Source organism: Spirabiliibacterium pneumoniae (genome assembly GCF_014884995.1).
In the GTDB taxonomy this organism is placed as follows: Bacteria; Pseudomonadota; Gammaproteobacteria; order Enterobacterales; family Pasteurellaceae; genus Spirabiliibacterium; species Spirabiliibacterium pneumoniae.
In genome coordinates this window covers 115047-130544 of sequence record NZ_JABMII010000004.1, presented here as the reverse complement: position 1 = coordinate 130544, position 15498 = coordinate 115047, and the positions used below count along the sequence as shown (strand labels likewise).

Annotated in this window: 17 protein-coding genes; 9 read left to right on the top strand and 8 right to left on the bottom strand. The window is 43.4% G+C overall.

Features of this window, described 5'->3' with window-relative positions:
* Positions 1 to 9: 9 nt before the first annotated feature.
* The 3 genes from plsX to yceD are packed head-to-tail and all read right to left on the bottom strand — an operon-like array spanning position 10 to position 1799.
* Positions 10 to 1062 (bottom strand): phosphate acyltransferase PlsX, encoded by a 1053-nt coding sequence (gene plsX, locus HPC38_RS03005; protein ID WP_208119798.1) that lies wholly within the window; start codon positions 1060 to 1062, stop codon positions 10 to 12.
* A 25-nt stretch (positions 1063 to 1087) separates the two neighbouring features.
* Positions 1088 to 1258: a 50S ribosomal protein L32 gene (rpmF, locus tag HPC38_RS03000; protein ID WP_208118744.1), complete on the bottom strand. Its 171-nt coding sequence runs from the start codon at positions 1256 to 1258 to the stop codon at positions 1088 to 1090.
* A gap of 16 nt (positions 1259 to 1274) precedes the next feature.
* Positions 1275 to 1799 carry a 23S rRNA accumulation protein YceD gene (gene yceD / locus HPC38_RS02995; protein WP_208119797.1) on the bottom strand — a complete coding sequence of 175 codons (525 nt, stop codon included), beginning with the start codon at positions 1797 to 1799 and terminating at the stop codon, positions 1275 to 1277.
* 170 nt (positions 1800 to 1969) lie between these two features.
* Here yceD and asd point away from each other — a divergent pair, with 170 nt between their 5' ends.
* From asd to HPC38_RS02975, 4 genes are all read left to right on the top strand, one after another.
* A complete protein-coding gene (asd, locus tag HPC38_RS02990; protein WP_208119796.1) occupies positions 1970 to 2872 on the top strand; it encodes an archaetidylserine decarboxylase in 903 nt (300 codons plus the stop codon).
* The gene (locus HPC38_RS02985; protein WP_208119795.1) at positions 2869 to 3498 is read left to right on the top strand and encodes an FKBP-type peptidyl-prolyl cis-trans isomerase; all 630 of its coding nucleotides are present in this window, start codon (positions 2869 to 2871) and stop codon (positions 3496 to 3498) included. The genes asd and HPC38_RS02985 overlap by 4 nt, the downstream gene beginning before the upstream one ends.
* A gap of 189 nt (positions 3499 to 3687) precedes the next feature.
* Complete coding sequence (locus tag HPC38_RS02980; RefSeq protein WP_208119794.1) at positions 3688 to 5019, top strand: anaerobic C4-dicarboxylate transporter; 1332 nt, start codon at positions 3688 to 3690, stop codon at positions 5017 to 5019.
* Between the two features lie 157 nt (positions 5020 to 5176).
* Positions 5177 to 5689 (top strand): PepSY domain-containing protein, encoded by a 513-nt coding sequence (locus HPC38_RS02975; protein WP_208119793.1) that lies wholly within the window; start codon positions 5177 to 5179, stop codon positions 5687 to 5689.
* Positions 5690 to 5723: 34 nt separating this feature from the next.
* Here the strand turns inward: HPC38_RS02975 and modD are convergent, their stop codons facing one another.
* Genes modD through modA form a run of 4 tightly spaced genes read right to left on the bottom strand, consistent with a single transcriptional unit; the run spans position 5724 to position 8705 of the window.
* On the bottom strand, positions 5724 to 6572 hold the full coding sequence (gene modD / locus HPC38_RS02970; RefSeq protein WP_208120061.1) for a ModD protein: 849 nt from the start codon (positions 6570 to 6572) through the stop codon (positions 5724 to 5726).
* A 5-nt stretch (positions 6573 to 6577) separates the two neighbouring features.
* On the bottom strand, positions 6578 to 7198 hold the full coding sequence (locus HPC38_RS02965) for an ABC transporter ATP-binding protein (protein WP_208119792.1): 621 nt from the start codon (positions 7196 to 7198) through the stop codon (positions 6578 to 6580).
* Positions 7198 to 7971, bottom strand: coding sequence for an ABC transporter permease (locus tag HPC38_RS02960; protein WP_208119791.1), 774 nt, complete (start codon positions 7969 to 7971; stop codon positions 7198 to 7200). The genes HPC38_RS02965 and HPC38_RS02960 overlap by 1 nt, the downstream gene beginning before the upstream one ends.
* Positions 7968 to 8705 carry a molybdate ABC transporter substrate-binding protein gene (modA, locus tag HPC38_RS02955; protein ID WP_208120060.1) on the bottom strand — a complete coding sequence of 246 codons (738 nt, stop codon included), beginning with the start codon at positions 8703 to 8705 and terminating at the stop codon, positions 7968 to 7970. The genes HPC38_RS02960 and modA overlap by 4 nt, the downstream gene beginning before the upstream one ends.
* Positions 8706 to 8875: 170 nt before the next feature.
* On the opposite strand from modA, the gene corC reads away from it, so the two are divergent.
* Positions 8876 to 9763 carry a CNNM family magnesium/cobalt transport protein CorC gene (corC, locus tag HPC38_RS02950; protein WP_208119790.1) on the top strand — a complete coding sequence of 296 codons (888 nt, stop codon included), beginning with the start codon at positions 8876 to 8878 and terminating at the stop codon, positions 9761 to 9763.
* A 3-nt stretch (positions 9764 to 9766) separates the two neighbouring features.
* Positions 9767 to 11329 (top strand): apolipoprotein N-acyltransferase, encoded by a 1563-nt coding sequence (gene lnt, locus HPC38_RS02945; RefSeq protein ID WP_208119789.1) that lies wholly within the window; start codon positions 9767 to 9769, stop codon positions 11327 to 11329.
* A 17-nt stretch (positions 11330 to 11346) separates the two neighbouring features.
* On the opposite strand, the gene infA is transcribed toward lnt, so the two are convergent.
* Positions 11347 to 11565, bottom strand: coding sequence for a translation initiation factor IF-1 (infA, locus tag HPC38_RS02940; RefSeq protein WP_208118750.1), 219 nt, complete (start codon positions 11563 to 11565; stop codon positions 11347 to 11349).
* Positions 11566 to 11808: 243 nt separating this feature from the next.
* Between infA and HPC38_RS02930 the strand changes: the two genes are divergently transcribed.
* The 3 genes from HPC38_RS02930 to HPC38_RS02920 are packed head-to-tail and all read left to right on the top strand — an operon-like array spanning position 11809 to position 15498.
* Positions 11809 to 12918: an LPS O-antigen chain length determinant protein WzzB gene (locus HPC38_RS02930; protein WP_208119788.1), complete on the top strand. Its 1110-nt coding sequence runs from the start codon at positions 11809 to 11811 to the stop codon at positions 12916 to 12918.
* 2 nt (positions 12919 to 12920) lie between these two features.
* Entirely contained in the window at positions 12921 to 14168 is a 1248-nt protein-coding gene (locus HPC38_RS02925; protein ID WP_208119787.1) for an oligosaccharide flippase family protein, read from the top strand.
* Complete coding sequence (locus HPC38_RS02920) at positions 14155 to 15498, top strand: CDP-glycerol glycerophosphotransferase family protein (RefSeq protein ID WP_208119786.1); 1344 nt, start codon at positions 14155 to 14157, stop codon at positions 15496 to 15498. The genes HPC38_RS02925 and HPC38_RS02920 overlap by 14 nt, the downstream gene beginning before the upstream one ends.

Sequence of the window (15498 nt, the reverse complement as noted above, 5' to 3'; positions counted from 1 at the left end):
AAGATGTTGTTATTCCTGATTATTATACGCAGGCGTGGCTTGACTAAGCTCAAGTCCGCGCTGAATTTGTTGCACAATGTTTGACCGCACTTGCCATTTCGCCTGTTCAATGGCGTATAAAAATGCCCGTTGATTGGCACCACCGTGACTTTTTACCACCACTGCAGTAAGCCCTAGCAATGAAGCGCCGTTATACAGATCAGGGTTGAATTGTTTAAATTGTGGCAAGTAGCGAGATAGCGCCCACTTCCCGAGTTTTTTCAACCCTTTTTTTATCATAGATGGGGAGTGATTGCCACTTTTGAATAATGAAAGAATATTTTTCGCACTGCCCTCAAGTGTTTTCAGTGCAATGTTGCCCGCAAAGCCGTCCGCGACAATCACATCGGCAACACCGTTGAGCAATAAATTCCCTTCAATATAGCCAACATAATTAAGTTGCGTGTTTTGATGAATGAAATTGGCGGCTTCACGAATGTTTTTTAAACCTTTCAGCTCTTCAATCCCGATATTGAGTAGCGCCACGCGCGGATAGACGAGCCCTAGCTGATTTTCAGCATAAATGGCGCCCATCTGGGCAAATTGTGTGAGCACTTGGGCTGAGCAGTCAATATTCGCACCAAGGTCAAGCATCACACTTTGCTTGCCTTCAATGGTGGGAATAACGGAAATAAGCGCAGGGCGAATAATGCCTGGCAGCGGTTGCAAAATGACCTTTGCTAGCCCCATTAACACCGCTGTATCGCCTGCACTAATGCAGGCTTGTGCTTTTCCATCGCGTACGGCTTCAATGGCTAAGCGCATTGAGCTGCCTTTAGAACGGCGCAGCGCCAGAGATAAACCTTGCTCATTTTTAATCACTCGATCACAATGGTATAAGGTGATTCGTGATTTTACTTGTGCGGTGCAATGTTCAAGAAAGGGTGTGATTTGCTGGCTATCGCCAAATAACAACAAATCGAGCGTTGGATCGGATTCCAATGCTTGCAGGGCAGCAGGGCAAGTAACACGGGGACCAAAGTCCCCGCCCATCATATCTAACGCAAGGGTTAGACGAGTCAATTGCGTTCCTTAAAGACTCAATAAATTATTTATTGATGACTTTACGACCACGATAGTAACCATCTGCAGTTACGTGATGACGTAAATGGGTTTCACCTGTTTCTTTGTCGATGGAAACAGCAGCAGTGGTTAAAGCATCATGTGAACGACGCATATCACGACGCGCGCGAGATTTTTTGTTTTGTTGAACAGCCATTGGCTATACTCCTAAATTACTTTTGCTTTTTTAAATTAGCTAATACAGCGAACGGGTTTGGTTTTTCCGCATCGGCGGGCAATTCGCCAAAAACCTGTTCAGCCACGGACACTTCACAGTGTTCTATGTTATGCTTTGGAACAAGGGGCAGTGCAAGGATTAACTCATCTTCAACCACCTCGAGCAAATCGATTTCCCCAAATTCGTTGATCTCAAGGGGCTCGTAGTACTCTGGTAGTTTATCTGCCTGATCCTGATTTGACACAGGGGAATATGTAAACTGACTCTCCAGTGTCATTATAAAAGGTTTGCCACAGCGTTGACAAATTAATTCAACCTCAACACGCGCATCCCCTTTTATGACCACGAGGCGTTGCGGGTCAACCTCAAACGAGAGAGTTGCTTGCGCATCGCTTAACACTCGACTTACGCTAGTATGCAAGCGCTCAAGCTGATTGGGCGCGTAGTATCCAGCGTATTCCAATCGCCGTTGTGCAGCTTTGATTGGATCAACAGTCAGAGGAAGTTTAACCTTTTGCATAGGGAGCGCATATTAACCGCACAGCGCAAAATAGTCAAAGATTTTTTGTGAAAAATCGTACATGAAAGCGGAAAAATCACAAAAGTGCGGTGGCGAAAAACGAATAGCTTGAAATCCACAAAGTGATCCCCATATTGGAGGGTAAGATGAAATGATATATGGAGCAATGAATGACTTATCTTGAGCGTGTAAAAATGGCGCTTCACTATCTGGTGCCACAATTGCCACTCACTCGTACGGCGGGCTGGTTTGCACAAAAACAGTGGGGTGCGCTAACCCACGGTGTGATCAAACTCTTCGCTTGGCATTATAACATTAATTGGCAAGAGGCGGAAAAAGCAAATCCGCGCGATTATGCCAGCTTTAATGACTTTTTTATTCGCAAGCTCAAAGCCGATGCTCGCCCAATTGACAGTCGTGATGTGGCAGTGTTCCCAGCCGATGGGCGCATCAGCGAGCTTGGCACGATTGAACGCGGGCAGTTGTTACAAGCCAAAGGGCATTTTTTCTCGCTGTCTGATTTATTGGCTGGCGATGAGAGCCTGATACCGCACTTTGAGCAGGGGCAATTTGCGACCGTTTACCTGTCACCGCGAGATTATCACCGCGTACATATGCCTGTTTCTGGCACATTGCGTAAAATGACGTATGTGCCTGGTGAGCTATTTTCTGTTAACCCGTTTTTAAGCGAAAATATCCCAAATTTATTTGCGCGCAATGAGCGAGTGATTTGCTATTTCGACACAGATTGGGGGCCAATGGTACAAATTCTCGTGGGCGCGACCATCACTGCCAGCATCAGCACAACGTGGGCAGGTGTAATCAACCCACCGCGCACAGGGCAGCTGCAAAGCTGGACGTATCCAGCTGAAGGAGAAAGTGCGGTGCGTTTAGAAAAAGGGCAAGAGATGGGCGCATTTCGCTTAGGTTCAACGGTGATCACATTATTTGCTCAAGATGCCGTTGCGTTATTACCGCACTTAACTGCGGGTAGAGCCGTGCAAATGGGGCAGGCGATGAGTGAGGCCAGAACAGACAATTCAACCACAAACCACAAAAAGGATACACTATGACCGATTTTTTTAACAACGTAAAACTAGACACCACAGAACAGCAAGGCAGCTATGGTATTGGATTGCAAATTGGGCAACAATTGGCGCAAAGTCAGCTGAGCGTGAATGTGGAGGCCGTGGCGAAAGGGATTTTTGATGTATTAAATCAAAATCCGCCCGCAGCTGATCTCAATACGGTTGGGCAAGCTTTGCAACAAATGGAACAAGTCGCGCGTGAGCGTCAACAAGCTCAATTAAAAGAAATTGAAGCAGCAGGGAAGGCATTTTTAGAAGAAAATAAAAAAGCCGACGGCGTGAAAGTGACTGACAGTGGCTTGCAATACCAAGTGTTGGTGGAAGGCAGCGGTAGCGTGCCAAGTGAGCGCGATAAAGTGCGGGTGCATTACACGGGTAGCCTGCCAGATGGAACGGTGTTTGATAGCTCCGTGCAGCGTGGGCAGCCAGCGGAGTTTCCTGTTAATGGTGTGATTAAGGGCTGGACAGAAGCACTGACCATGATGCCAGTGGGGTCAAAATGGCGTTTGGTGATCCCACACGAGCTGGCCTACGGTGAGCGTGGCGCGGGTAATGCAATTCCGCCATTTAGTACCTTGGTGTTTGAAGTGGAGTTATTAGACGTGCTCTAAAACCGCACTTTGACCGACTTTCAGAAAGCAAAATGAGTCAGATCATTTTGCTTTTTTTGTGCGAAAAAGAAAATTATGCGTTAAATCAAATTTTTCATCATTAGTGCTTGCCAGTGACCTTAAATTAAGTACGATCGCCACAAGATTCAAAAAATTTCACTATTTTTCTCAAAATTTTAAGGAACCATTATGTTATATCTTGAATTTTTATTCTTGCTTGTCATGCTTTATACAGGCAGCCGCTTTGGCGGTATTGGGCTTGGTGTGGTATCAGGTATCGGTTTGGTGATTGAAGTGTTTGTGCTGCGTATGCCACCGACTTCACCACCAATTAACGTGATGTTAATTATTATCGCAGTGGTGACTTGTGCTTCAATCTTAGAAGCCGCTGGCGGTTTAAAATATATGTTGCAAATCGCAGAGCGGATTTTGCGCAGCAATCCAAAACGGGTAACTATTCTTGGCCCTTTGGTTACTTATACCATGACGTTGATGCTCGGGACTGGGCATGCCGTTTACACCATTATGCCAATTATCGGGGATGTGGCGTTAAAGAATGATATTCGTCCAGAGCGCCCAATGGCGGCAGCCTCTGTGGCTTCTCAATTAGGGATTACAGGAAGTCCTATTTCAGCGGCAGTCGTATATTATTTGGGGCAAGTTGTGAAGGTGCCTGGCTTTGAACATATCACCTTGGTCAATATTGTTGCAGTGACTATTCCTGCAACATTTATTGGCACAATAGCGTTAGCACTCTATAGCCTTCGTCGTGGTAAAGAGTTGCAAGATGACCCTGAATATCAACGTCGTTTGCAAGATCCTGTATGGCGAGAACGCATTGCGAATACCACCAGCACAACATTGAATGAGCAGTTGCCAACTTCAGCGCGCAATGCGGTGTTACTGTTTATCTTAGCCTTGGTGACAATTGTCATTGTGGCGGTGATGCCTGAAATTCGTACCCTTGGTGATGCGACTAAACCTGTTTCCATGACACTTGTCATTCAAATGATGATGTTGGCGTTTGGCGGTATTATTATGATCGCAACCAAAACCCACCCGCAAAATGTGCCAAATGGCGTGGTGTTTAAGTCTGGCATGGTCGCGGCGATTGCGATTTTCGGGATTGCGTGGATGAGTGACACTTACTTTAGTTATGCGATGCCATCATTTAAAGCGGGCGTGACTGAAATGGTGGAATCTTACCCTTGGACATTTGCTTTTGCATTATTTGCAGTTTCTGTTGTGATCAACAGCCAAGCGGCCACTGCGCGGATGATGTTGCCTGTGGGCTTAGCCATTGGGTTGCCAGTGCCACTATTGATCGGCTTGATGCCTGCAACCTACGGTTATTTCTTTATTCCGAACTACCCGTCAGACATCGCGACCATTAACTTCGATGTGACAGGCACCACCAAAATCGGCAAATTCTACTTTAACCACAGCTTTATGGCGCCAGGATTGGTCGGTGTGGTTGTGGCCTGTTTTGTGGGATATGCGTTGGCTTACACCATTATCTAAGTCTGAATAAATAGAACATAAAGTGCGGTTAGCGAGAAGGTTGATCGCACTTTTTTTGCATTTAATTAAAAAAGTAACAATTATCATTTACTTTTTTAATGGTTTTTTCTAGAATGCTATCCTTCCAATTTGTTATAGTCACTAAAGGGAATTGATAATGAGTAAAAATGCACGCCAGTGGATGCGTACGCTGCACCGCTATTCAGGATTTTCGATGTTGTTTGTTATGTTACTGTACGGAGTAACTGGCATTGTGTTGGGGTATCGTGATACGGATATTTTCCGCCATGAAGTCCACTTTGTGCAAACCTTAGATCCTCATCTTGACGCTGAAGCATTGGGTAAAGCGGTCAAAATCAAAAATCTCAAAATTGAACGCCAACAAGGCGATGTCGCCTATTTCAAGCAAGGCACCTATAACGTTGCGACAGGCGAGGCGGACTACAAAGATATGCGTTATCCACGCATTTTAGATGAGCTGATCAATTTGCATAAAGCCAACTCCAAATATGCCTATTCACCGCTCAACATCTTTTTTGCCATTGCCCTGATCTTCTTTGTGGTAAGCGCGATCTGGATGATTCCAACCAACACTAAAGGGCGGAAAATAAGCCTGTTCTTAATTCTCTTTAGCCTAATTTTGGTCACCGTTGTGGTGTTAACGGATTAAACATCCTAGAGAGCACTTTGCATAAAGTGCGGTTTTAATCCGCCGCATCAATCGCCACTTTAATGTCTTGAGGTTTGGCATAATAAGGCGCAGAGCTGATAAACAGCCGTACGCCTGCGCGTGCGAACTCAGCAATGTTTTCACGTCGCACGCCGCCTGCTAGTGAGAGCTGCACCGCACTTTGACTTTTTTGCACCAATGAAAGTGCGGTTTTCACATCGTCTAATGAGAATTTATCCATCTGGATAATATCGGGCTGGGCGGGCAACATCGCAGTAAGCTGCTGCAAATTATCGGCTTCAAGGGTGATTTTGTGCTCAGGATTTTGCGCACGCAACATGCGCACCATCGCGTGATAATTGTCAGGTTCGGCATAAAGTGCGCGGTGATTTTTAAACACCAAAAGGGTTTCACTTAACCCTTGACGATGAATATGCCCACCGCCTGCAAGCACCGCAATGGTTGCCAGTTTGCGGGTGTAGGGAATGGATTTGCGCGTGCAGGCCAACACGCAGGCGGGATCCACGGCTTGCGCAGCATTGATCATTTCAGCGGTGTATTGCGCCACGCCGCAGCTCCATTCCAGCACCAATTGCGCGGCTTTCCAGCCGTGGTGCAGTTTTTGCGCATCACCATGCACTTCAAGTAACAGCGTATTTTCTGCCACATCTTCCCCATCGTGAGCAAAACAGATTGGCTTGAGGTTTAACCGCTCAAGTAAAGCGCAGGCGACCGCCACTCCTGCCACACGACCGCACTTTTTGCGTCGAAATTGCATGCGAGCAGCTTGCGTGTTAAGCCCCATGGCGCGTGAGGTGAGATCCCCCCGATAGGCATCTTCCAGCAGTAAATTGTCGAGTTCTTGAGCAGAAAAGTAAATCATGATGGTCACTCCGAAAGTTGTCCTTGTTGCATAATCAGTTGCCGAGAGCAGAGAAAATCTGCCTCTCTTGGCTCGTGCGTCACCAGCAAGGTGGTGATGTGATGCTGCCTTTGATAGCGTTCAAACAACTGCCAAACCTGCTTGCGAGTGTGCCAATCAAGGGCAGAGAAAGGTTCATCTAACAGCAGTAGCTGTGGTTTACTGATCAGGGCGCGCGCCAATGCGACGCGTTGTTGCTCTCCGCCTGAAAGGGCCTCAGGCAGTCTTTCTTTTAAATGTAAAATGCCCATCTCGTTTAACAATGCCGTTGCCGCGTGTTGTTTTTCAACCGCACTTTGCTTGGCGTTATGCAACCCCAACAGCAGATTTTCTTCTACACTGAGATGCGGAAAAAGGTAAAGATGTTGATTGAGATAGCGGCATGGACGTTGCCATACGTTCAGGTCGGCTTGATTTTGCCCATTGAGCATAATCGTTCCCGTGTAGGAAATCAGCCCTGCAATGGCGTTGAGCAACGTGCTTTTGCCTGAGCCAGACACGCCTAAAATGGCCACACGCGTATTAGGCGCAACGCTAAAGCTGGCGTTTGAAACAATGCCACAGCAAAGATTGTGTACGTACAACATCAGTCATTATTCCCAATAAAGCGCACCGCGAACAGCATCAGTAAGCCAACGAGCAACAGCCACAGCGCCGCACCAATGGCAAGCTCAAAATCGCCGCTGGAGATGTTGAGGTAAACGGCCATTGGGAGCGTTTCGGTTTTAAAGCGCGTGGCACCTGCGAGCATCAAGGTGGCACCAAACTCACCAATGGCGCGCGACCACGCCAAAATGGCGCCACACAATAACGGCTTCCAGCACATGGGCAGCTCAATTTTAAGTAAGGTTTGCAGTGGCGTTAAGCCAAGATTGAATGCCGTTTGGCGAAAGCCTGGGTGCAAGGTGGAAAACGCCCCGCGCGCGTTGCGCAGCATAATCGCACTGGCAACATAGGTTTGCGCCACAATAATGCCAAGGGGGCTGAAGATCACCTCACTGAGCAGCGGCACCCAGCGGCCTAAAATCCCTTGCGAGTTGAACAGCAACAACAGCCCCAAGCCTGTGACCAAGGGTGGCAGCACCATCGGCAAATCAAGCAAGGTGTCGATAACGCGCGCGAAAGGCAACCGCACTTGGCTCATTAACCACGCCGAAGGAGTGGCAATCAAGATAGCCAACAGCGTGGAGAGCAGCGACGTGACCAGTGACATTCCGATCGCAAAGTGCATCTCTTTGTCGGTTAAACTTTGCCAGAGAAATTCTCCATTAAGCTGCGATAACAACGCGCTGATAGAGCCAAGCACCACAAGCAGCAACAGCAGCAGTGGCAGCAAGGCCAGCCTTAACGCCCAACTCATTTGCTTTCAAGCGGTAAAAATCCTTTGGCTTCAAACTCGCCACGCCCTGCTTTCGAGGTGAACGCATCAAACAAGGCTTTGGCCTCTTGCGGGTGCTTGCTGGTGGCAAGCTCTGCCAATGTGACTTGCTCTTCACCAATGCCTTTCGGGGTTGGCACAATATCCAATTTTTGTTTGGTTTTAAACGCCCCCGCACGACCCACTACGGCAGCGTCCACATCACCGTTGAGCAAATAGAGCATTAATTGTTTCACTGTGCCGGCGCGTACCACCACTTTTTTCTCAAGCCTATCGCCCACGCCTGATGCGGCAAACATTGCCTCAGCGCCACGTCCTAGCGCCATCGCTTTCGGATCACCAATACCTAGGCGCAAATCACTTTTCGCCAAGTCTTGCAAAGAGTGAATGCCTTGCGCTTTGTCTTTGCGCACCGCCATCACGGGAATATGCAACACCAGTGCTGCACGTTGTGCGACCGCACTTTGTGGTAAGTTGTCAACATAACTGCCCGCGCCAGAGAGAAATAAATCACCTTGTTGAGTGGCTTTAAAGCGCGCCAAAATTTGCCCTGAGCCACCGTATTCCACATTCACGGTGTTGCCAGTGTCTTGTTCAAATTTTTTCACGATGGGTTCTACTGCATCTTTCAACCCTGCGCCTGCGTAAAGGTGCAATTCGGCGGCCATGCTGGAGGTGGCAAAAAGTGCGGTTGTGAGCATAACTAAACGTGACAGTTTCATGAGATCTCCTTATTTAAACGTTATGTATAAGATTATATAATGATCTTGCGCTGAGTGCGAACCGCACTTTTGCTTTTGCGAGTGACATCACAATCCATCGCCAGTGCTAGCGCAGGGCGTGAAAATGTGCTACTTTTGACAAAAATACTAGCGAGTAACAAAGCATGAGTGATGATCAACATATCGACAGCCCAGAAAACAGCAAGAAAGGATTTTTTGGCAGTTTATTTAGCCGCATTTTTCAAGGGGAAGTAAAAAACCGCAATGAGTTAGTGGAAGTGATCCGCGACTCTGAACAAAATGATCTCATTGATCAAGACACGCGTGAAATGATTGAAGGAGTGATGGAGATTGCGGAATTGCGGGTGCGGGATATTATGATCCCACGGGCGCAGATTGTGTTTATCAACAAAGATCACACGCTAGATGAGTGCTTAGACATTATTATTGAATCTGCGCACTCGCGTTTCCCAGTGGTTAGTGATGAGCGTGATAATGTGGAAGGTTTATTATTGGCAAAGGATTTGTTGCCATTTTCGCGCTCCACCGCAACCGAGTTTGACATGCACTCCATTTTACGCCCTGCGGTGATTGTGCCTGAAAGTAAGCGCGTGGATAGAATGCTTAAAGAGTTCCGTGCTGAGCGATTTCACATGGCGATCGTGGTGGACGAATTTGGTGCGATTTCAGGGCTAGTGACGATTGAAGATATTCTTGAGCAAATTGTGGGCGACATTGAAGATGAATTCGATGAGCAAGGCACGGAAGACATTCGCCAGCTCTCACGTCATACTTTTTCCGTACGCGCGCTGACCGATATTGAAGATTTTAACGCACATTTTAACACTCATTTTGAGGCCGAAGAGGTGGACACCATTGGCGGCGTGATTATGCAAGCCTTCGGCTATCTTCCACACCGTGATGAAGAAATTGAGCTAGAAGGCTTGCTGTTTAAAGTCTCTTCCGCCGACAGTCGCAAGCTTATTCAGCTGCGGGTGCGGGTGCCTGATGAACTAATTACTCAAGATGAAAACGAAGCCGCTACAGAGTAAGTTATGGTGAAATTTTTTCTGCATGCGCTTGCCTCAGTGGCGTTGGGGGCTGTGGGCGTGTTGGCGTTTTCGCCTTATCATTATTGGCCACTCGCGTTTATTAGCACACTAGGATTGCTCTATTTCGCCACTCACCGCGTGCGCAAAACCGCACTTTGGGGCAGCTTTTTATGGGGCTTTGGCTTTTTTACCTTTGGCGTGAGCTGGATTCATGTCAGCATTCACCTCTTTGGCGGTGTGTCGCTGACTTTGAGCTATCTTGCCGTGGTGCTACTGGCGGCGTATCTTAGCCTTTATCCGTTGCTGTTTGCCTACATTATCCAACGTTTTCAAATAAAAAGTGCGGTCACCATTGCCATTGTGTGGACCATCACTGAATTTTTACGTGGCTGGGTGATGACGGGCTTTCCATGGCTGCAGCTGGGCTATTCTCAAATCGACAGCCCGTTGAGCGCCATTGCGCCGCTGCTGGGCGTGCAGGGCATCACTTTCTTCATGTTGTGGGCATGTGGGCAATTACTCACATCGTTTCAAGCCCATCGTGCTGTGTCGATGTCGGTGCGCGCAACCGCACTTTTCAGCCTTGTGGTGGTGACAGGCGGCGTGCTCTTGCTCAATCACGCCCATTTTCGAGAACAAAAAACCGCTGGTGCGGCGCAAACCATCACCCTCGTGCAGGGCAATATTGCTCAAAGCATGAAGTGGGATCCTGCCTATGCGGAGAACACGCTGGCGATCTATCAACAGTTAATCCAACCGCACTTAGGCAAAAGCGATGTGATTATTCTGCCTGAAGCTGCCATTCCTGTGGTGGAAAATCGGGTGCAGGGATTATTGCTAAATTGGCAACAAGCCGTGCTAGCAAAGGGCAGTGAATTGATCGTCGGTACGGTGTATGCCGATAGCCAAAAACAGCGTTTTTATAATTCGATCATTACATTGGGAAACCCGAGTACACTTTATCACACCGCTGAAAGTGCGGTGCGCTATAACAAACACCACCTCGTGCCGTTTGGCGAATATGTACCGCTGGAATCCATTTTGCGCCCGCTAGGTACGATGTTTGATTTGCCGATGTCGAATTTCACGCAAGGCGATTTTTTACAACCTGCACTAAAAACGCGAAAAAGCCGCATAACGGCAGCTATTTGCTATGAAATTGTGCTCGGTCACCAGCTGCAGCAAAATCTCGCCCACAGCCCGAGTGACTATATTTTAACGCTCTCAAATGATGCTTGGTTTGGCGACACTATCGGCCCGTGGCAACATTTGCAAATGGCGCAAATGCGCGCGCTCGAAAATGGCAAAGCGGTTATCCGCGCCACCAATAACGGCATCACCGCATTTATCAACGCGCACGGTAAAATCACCGCACAAGCCCCACAATTTCAAGCCACTACACTCACCGCCACCTTAGAGAACGAAAAAATCATCACGCCTTATAGCGTGTTTGGCGACAAATTGTTGTACGGCTTATTACTGATACTGGGATTATTGAATCTCGCCAGTCGTGTATTGCAACGCAAAATTCGCCACATTGCCCAGCACTCACAACAAAAAAGCTAGCCTTAGCTAGCTTTTTCTTAACGGCTGCGGAATACAATCCGCCCTTTGCTTAAGTCATAAGGGGTCAGCTCAACGGTGACCTTATCCCCCGTTAAAATGCGGATGTAGTTTTTACGCATTTTGCCTGAAATATGTGCGGTCACCACATGACCATTTTCTAATTCCACACGAAACATCGTGTTCGGCAAGGTTTCTAAAATCGTGCCTTGCATCTCAATGCTGTCTTCTTTTGCCATAGTTCCTCTAAATTTACACAACTTTGTTCATTGATTGATATTTATCAACCTAAAGATTTAAAAACGCTCTATTATAGCGAGAAGAATGATGTTCTAAAAGTTTTTTGTATAATTTTGAAGAATATCACATACTTTGCTTGCTTGCTTGCTTGCTTGCTTGCTTGCTTGCTTGCTTGCTTGCTTGCTTGCTTGCTTGCTTGCTTACAAGTATAATCACCAAATAGGCATTTTATAGGGAATATGATGGACAGCTCAACCAACACTAACCACAACGATGAGATCGACCTACTCGACGTTTTCCGCCTTTTGTGGGCTAAAAAATGGTGGATTATTTTAACCACGCTTGTGTGCACCGCCTTAGCGGCTACTTATGCCTTCACTGCCAAAGAGCAATGGACCTCTAAAGCCGAAATTCTCAAACCGACTTTGGTCGACATCAAAGGCTACTACAGTCTGCAAGAGCAATACTCCCTTGCCTCAGGTGGGGAGGTGAAATTAAACAATGTGATTAATGATGTGTTCACCGCGTTCACTGATTTAGCTTATTCAAGAGACGAGCAAGCCAAGTCTATCTCGCAATCACACTATTTTGCCGACTTGGTGAAAAGCCAAAACGCTGATAAAACTCAAAGTGCAGTGTTGCTCAATAACCTTGTTACCAAAGGGTTCAAACTCTCAACGCCAGACCCAAAACTCAACAAAACACCGTCTCAATTGAGCATGAGCTTTTCGGCTGAAACTGCGCAAGCCGCGCAAGAAACGCTCACCAAGGTGATCACCGACGTGAACGCCCAAAGCGAAATTTTGCTGCGCACCATTTTGACCGCCAACATTGAGCAAAAAATCCAAAGTCTAGATTACCAAATTGAAACCATCAAACAGCAGCAAAGCAGTGCTGATGCCATTCAACTGGCCAACCTTGAAAAAGCGTTATCCATTGCTAAAAATGCTGGCATTGAAGACTACAGCAAAGGCTTTAATCTCAGCAGCAACGGCACACTCAGTCTCGCCCTAAGTGACAGCAAAGACCCACTCAAAGGGCCAAAACTCAGCGATGGCTCATACCTCTTTATGCTAGGCAGCAAATATTTGCAAGCGCAAATCGACGTACTCAAGCAAAACAACGCCATCTACCCACCAAAATACTACGAGCTAACTGAGCAGGCCAACAAACTCAAAAGCCTCCTGCCACAAGCCGAAAAGGTGGAGCTACAAACCTACCGGTATCTCGCTTCGCCGGATTATCCGACGGTGAAGGATAACCTTTCTATTCTTAAAATAATTCTTATTGCGATGTTTGCAGGGTTTGTTATTTCAGCTACAATCATTATTGGTACGAAATATATTAAATAAAAATGAATGAGTATAAGAAATTATTTTCAAATTTTTCTTCGTTATATTTGCTTAAGATTGGAAATATAATCGTTCCTATAATTATTTTTCCATACTTGGTGAGAGTTATTGGTGTTGAAAAATTTGGATTAATTTCTTTTTCACAATTTTTTGCAAGTTTTTTCATGATTTTTGTGAGCTTTGGATTTGAGTTAAGTATAGTAAAATTAATCTCAGGAAAATCGGAAAATACAAAAAAAATATCAAAAATATTTTCTATCACTATTTTTATGCAGTTTATACTTTTAATAATCTGCTTACTGATCTATGTGCTAGTCATATTTAGTTTTGATAAATTTAAAGGGTCTGAGGCGTTCTACATAATGACGTTTTTATATGTGGCAGCGCAAGCTCTAATGCCAGTTTGGTTCTTTCTAGCAATGCAAGAAATGAAATTTATAACAATAATAAATTTGATAGCCAAATTCCTAACCTTATTATTGATAATTTTATTGATAAAAGAGGAAAAGGATTATGAAATCTATCCTATCATAATGTTTTTCAGTTATTTTATAATGCTTCCAATTAGTTTTACATTGATTGCTAAGAAATTTCATATTGTTTTTAATTTTCCTAGCTTTGAATTATGTAAGTTATATTTTACTTATTGTTTCCAATTCTTCTTATCTAGGATATCATTAAAGATTTATGAAATAAGTGGTCTATTGTTAGTTGGTTTTCTTTTTGATGACAGAATAACTGGCCACTATGCTATTGCTGATAAATTAAGAAACGCGATTAACTCACTTTATAGCCCTTTATCACAAGCAATATATCCTTATATGATAAAAAGTAAAAATATAAATTTCTATAAGAAGTTTTTTAGAATAATAATTTCGCTAACCATACTAGGATGTATTATTTTATTTTTCTATACTGAATATATCTTAGCTATTCTGTTTGGTACTAATGCAGTGACACAAGAAACTTTATATCTTGTTAGAATTTTTTCAATTATAATTTTATTTGATGTTCCATCTATATTTTTAGGATACCCTTTGCTTGGAGCATTTGGTTATTATAAATATGTTAATTATAGTCTAGTATATACTTGTTTATTATACCTTATACTTGTTTCGATGTTATACCTATTAAATATTATAAGTATTTATAGTTTAGCTTATTGCTATTTGGCTACAATAATATTTGAAATGAGTATTAGACTTTTTGGAACAATCAAACATAAGATCTGGTATTATGATAATTTTTAAATTAAATCTTAAGTTTTATAAAAAATATATTAAAAAGTTAATTTTAACTGGTCTATCTAAGGTAATTGGATTAATTAGCCAATTAGTTCCGAAAGATAAGAATTTGGTTTTATCTTTTGTTGACTTTGAAAAAATTAATGATGAACTAATCCCATATAAAAACGATGGAGTATATATTTTCTCAGAGTATCTAAAAAAAGAAAAAAGTCACCTAAAAATTGTTTATTTATCAAGCAATCAATTTGGAGGGCTTGTTAGAAATAAGAACATTGTTACAAAAATTAAAAATATAATATTTAGAATAAGATCTTCAATAATTATTTATAAACAACCACCACACATAACTTCATATTTTTCTAATAATCAGAATATTATATGTTTGGGTTATTTTTTGATGCCTTTTAAGTCAGATTATTGGGAATTGAAAAAATGGTGGTATTTTTATGGAGATTATGTAAATGAAAACTACGACGAAAATAAATTCGCCAATGATAATACGTTGAAAAAATTCATAATTGATTTTTTTACATATCAGAAAAAACAGTTTAGAAATAAAAAAATATACTACATTACTGCTTCAGAGTATGCTTCAGATCTAATTTCTAGATCACATAATATCCCAAGACATATTTTTTGTAGCTTAGGCTCAGTCAAAGCAGAACTTAGTAAAAGACAAGTTAATGTTGTAGACCTTTTCAAACTTAACACTAAGCCTGCTTGTGTCGTGTTATATACACCGACATTTAGAGATAAGTATTTTTATAAAAATAATCAAAACTTGAAAGATGATGTGAATTATATTTTTGAGAATAATGATAGAGAGATTTTAAGTGACTTTCTAGTAAAAGAGAATATAATTCTTATTATTAAATTTCATAAAAGTTTCAATTATTATAGAAAGCTAGAAAATAAATTAAAGCGTGAAGATAACTCATATTGTGATAATTGTTACTTTTTGACTTTTGAGCATGAAAAGCAATTTAATATTTCAATAAATGATTTGTTTAACAGTAGTGATGCAATGATAACTGATTATTCATCAATATCTTTTGATTACTTAAGTTACAATAAACCAATTATTTACTACATGCCTGATTTTGACGAATACAGGGAGTATAGAGGTTTTTCTCATGAACCTATAACTGATATGATAGCTGGTGATACTACATTTAATTTGGAACAATTAATATCTTCATTAAAGAGAATAGTCAGTGGAGCCGATGAGTGGCAAGAAAAAAGATCATTACTTTTGAATCGAGTCAACCCTCACTTTAAAGAAGATGTTAATAAGAATATATTAGAATTCATGGTTAATAAAAAAATAATATAG